Origin of the sequence: Luteitalea sp., assembly GCF_044337415.1 — a bacterium.
Lineage (GTDB): Bacteria > Acidobacteriota > Vicinamibacteria > Vicinamibacterales > Vicinamibacteraceae > Luteitalea.
Genome location: NZ_JBIINP010000337.1, coordinates 1 through 3,385, shown reverse-complemented (window position 1 = coordinate 3,385; position 3,385 = coordinate 1). Strand labels below are relative to the sequence as shown.

The following is a 3,385-nucleotide window of genomic DNA, read 5'->3' as shown; positions in this document are numbered from 1 at the left end:
GCCGTCGACCGGGAGGTGCGGCTGCGAGTGGTCGCCGGCGACACGGGTGTGGTGCGCGACGTCGTGGTGCGGCCGATCACGCTCAAGCGCGAGGCCGAGCTGCGCCATCGCGGCTGGGAGCTCGAGCGGCGCCAGCGGGTCGAGGCGGTGTCTGGTGGGCGCGTCGGCTACGTGCACCTGCGCGCGATGACTGCGGCCGACATGGGCGAATGGCAGCGCGCGTTCTATCCCGTCCACGGCCGCGAGGGGCTCGTCATCGACCTGCGGCGCAACACGGGCGGCAACATCGACAGCTGGCTGCTGTCGCGGCTGCTGCGGCAGGCCTGGTTCTACTGGCAGCCGCGCGTCGGCGCGCCGACGGCGAACATGCCGTATGCGTATCGCGGCCACATCGCCGTCATCGTCGACCAGGAGACGGCATCCGATGGCGAGGCGTTCGCGGAAGGCGTGCGGCGGCTCGGGCTCGGCGTGGTGATCGGCACGCGCACGTGGGGCGGCGAGATCTGGGGCTCTGGCAGCAGCGGCCTGCTCGATCGCGGCATCGCCTCCGTGCCAGACACGGGCGTGTTCGGGACTGACGGGACCTGGCTGATCGAAGGCCGGGGCGTGGAGCCGGACCTCGTGGTGGACAACCTCCCACGCGCGACGTGGGAGGGCGACGACGCGCAACTCGACGCGGCCGTCGCCTGGCTGCGCGCACGCATTGCGGCCGCGCCCGTGCCGCCGATCGTGACGCCCACCTATCCCGACAAGCGGGCGCCGAGGGTGACACGACGCACGGCTCGGTAATGCCGCGATGCTGCGGGGCAATGCCGCGATGCTGCGATGCCGAATGCCGCAAGGCCATTCCGTAGCCGTCGCCCTTGATGTCGACGCAGGCAGTCTGTAGCCGTCGGACTTGTCCGACGGTCAGCCGCGCTCCGACCGTTCGTAGCCGTCGGTCATTAGCGACGGCCAGCGCGCTCCGACCGTTCGTAGCCGTCGGACTTGTCCGACGGTCAGTGATCTCCCCGTTCGATCACCCTCTCCCTCGTGATGGACGGCTGCCGGCCCTCTGCCGACTGCCGTCCCTGCACCTCGTCTACAATCCCCCGCATGATCGCCCGGCCCCGCCTCCTCGTCGGCCTCGTCGGTTCGGTGGCCATGTTCCTGAGCAGCCTGCCGCACATGCTGCTCGGATGGCCCGCACAGCGACAGCTTCTCGAGCAAGCGCGCGTCCCGCCCGACACCGTGCTCGGGCTGCAGGTCGGCTGGCAGTTCGGCGGCGTCGCCATCGCCACCTTCGGGCTCATCGCGCTGATCGCGTTCGTGCAGGTGCTGCGCGGTCACCCACCCCACATGCGCGCCACGCGCCTGATCGGCCTGGCCTACACGGCCTTCGGCGTGTGGGCGTGGTTCCTCACCAGCGAGCCGTTCGCCCTCGTCTTCATCGTGCCGGGGCTGATGGTGCTGACGGGAGCGACAGGCAAGGGGTAGCTGCACAAGGGACGAGGGACGAGTACGCACGTCACGAGGGCGGCGAGGGACGAGGGACAAGGCTGCGCAGGGACAAGGGACGAGCGCGACAGACGGGCATCGCAGGAACGCCTTCTCCAAGGGACAAGGGACGAGTACGCCAGTCACCCGGGCGGCGAGGGACAAGGGACCAGGCTGCGCAGGGACAAGGGACGAGCGCGGCACACGGGCATCGCAGGAACGCCTTCTCCAAGAGACAAGGGACGAGTACGCACGTCACCAGGGCGGCGAGGGACAAGGGACCAGGCTGCGCAGGGACAAGGGACGAGCGCGGTACGCGCGCCCCGCAGGAACAGCGTCTCCAATGGACAAGGGACGCGTACGCAAGTCACGAGGGCGGCGAGGGACACGGGACCAGGCCGCCCAGGGACAAGGGACCAGCGCGGCACGCTCAGGGCAAGCAGGCGCTCAGTGTTTGGCGGAGCCCCCTGACCGTCGACCAAGGTCGACGGCTACGAACAGTGAGAGGGCGGTCGACGGCTGCGACAGCGGAGCGTGAGGCCATGGCCGGCTCCGTGTGGGCCGTGTGGTTGTGTGCGAGAGGCACGGGCCGAGCGAAGCGATGGCCCTGTGCATCGATGCACGCTGTGGGTGACGTGTGGCGGTGTGCGAGCCGATCGGGCCGAGCCGTAGGCGATGGCCCCGCGCATCGGTGCACGCTCAAGTCACTACAGGAAACGCGCCCGGAGGGAGTCGAGCACGAGGCGAGGTCGAAGACCGGAGCCGAGTGCCTGACGTGCTCCGGGCGCAGCCAACTCGCGTTGCGAGTTGGCGCGCCCGGAGGGAGTCGAACCCCCGACCTACGGCTTCGAAGGCCGACGCTCTATCCAGCTGAGCTACGGGCGCGCGCGAGACCGCATCGTAGCACGCCGCGGAGTTCACTCGAACCGACGCAGCACTGGGTGTCGACGTGAACGTCGACACCCACGAACGAGCGCGCATGGGCCTTGTCCCTGGTCCCTGCCGTCCTCGTCCCTCGTCCCCCGCAGCCCTTGTGACTCGCGTACTGGTCCCTTGTCACTTGACCAGTTCGACGTCCGGCAGCACCCACGAGCGGTCGAAGTACGGCTGCGTCGGACCGTACAGCCGGAAGTACGTGAACCAGCCCTTGCCGGGCAGGGTCTTGATCCAGTTGCTGGCCGGCTTGCCCTCCGGGGCCGTCGGTCCGAAGTACAGGTCCACCGAGCCGTCGGCGTTCTTCGCGATGGCGTCGCGCGACGAGCGATCCGGCGGCACGCCCGTGTCCACGAAGCAGCGCGTCTCGTTGTCGTACACCGTGAAGGACCAGAACTGCGCCACCGGCGCATTCGCGGGCACGCGGAGGTGGTACTGCTTGCTGCCGTCGAGCCACTGGCCATCGCGGTCCTTCGAGGTCTCGAGATACACCTGGCCGGCGCCCACCGTGCGTCCCATCATGCCCACCGACACGCCCACCGCCTCGTAGAACCACGAGGTGCGTTCATCCAGCTGCGTGTGGTTCGGGGCCTCCTGCGACGTCTCCTTCAGGAAGAGCGACATCTCCCAGTGCTGGCCGGGCCACACCTTGACGCCCTCGAAGCGCTTCTCGTAGCCGATGGCGCGCGCCATCAACTCGCCGACCTGCGCGGCTTCCGTAAGGATCTGCTTCATGCGCGCGTCGGGAGCGAAGGCCTTGCCCTTCTCGATCCCGAGCGTCTGCAGCATGCCGAGGATCATGCGGTCGCGCTCGAGGGCGGGCTCCTCGTTGATGACGCGCGACAAGCCTTCCCAGTACGCCATGCCGCGCGGCTGCTCCCCGGACCACTTCCGCCCGGCGGGCGACACGTGCCGCGTCTGCGGCGGGTTCTCGCGCTGGCTGTACGGGTAGATCCGCAGGGCCGCGATGGTGGCC

General features: G+C 69.4%; 3 protein-coding genes and 1 tRNA gene. 2 read left to right on the top strand and 2 right to left on the bottom strand.

Annotation, left to right across the window (positions count from 1 at the left end; translation table 11 throughout):
• Both ACIRDX_RS21940 and ACIRDX_RS21935 read left to right on the top strand, forming a co-directional pair.
• Positions 1 to 789 (top strand): S41 family peptidase (locus ACIRDX_RS21940; protein ID WP_396627550.1); only part of this gene is annotated, 789 nt, incomplete at its 5' end.
• Positions 790 to 1,095: 306 nt separating this feature from the next.
• Positions 1,096 to 1,476 carry a hypothetical protein gene (locus ACIRDX_RS21935; RefSeq protein ID WP_396627549.1) on the top strand — a complete coding sequence of 127 codons (381 nt, stop codon included), beginning with the start codon at positions 1,096 to 1,098 and terminating at the stop codon, positions 1,474 to 1,476.
• A gap of 808 nt (positions 1,477 to 2,284) precedes the next feature.
• Here the strand turns inward: ACIRDX_RS21935 and ACIRDX_RS21930 are convergent.
• Together ACIRDX_RS21930 and ACIRDX_RS21925 are read right to left on the bottom strand one after the other, a co-directional pair.
• Positions 2,285 to 2,361 (bottom strand) — tRNA-Arg (locus ACIRDX_RS21930).
• 171 nt (positions 2,362 to 2,532) lie between these two features.
• Positions 2,533 to 3,385: DUF1214 domain-containing protein (locus ACIRDX_RS21925; RefSeq protein ID WP_396627548.1), on the bottom strand; the 853-nt coding region annotated here is incomplete at its 5' end.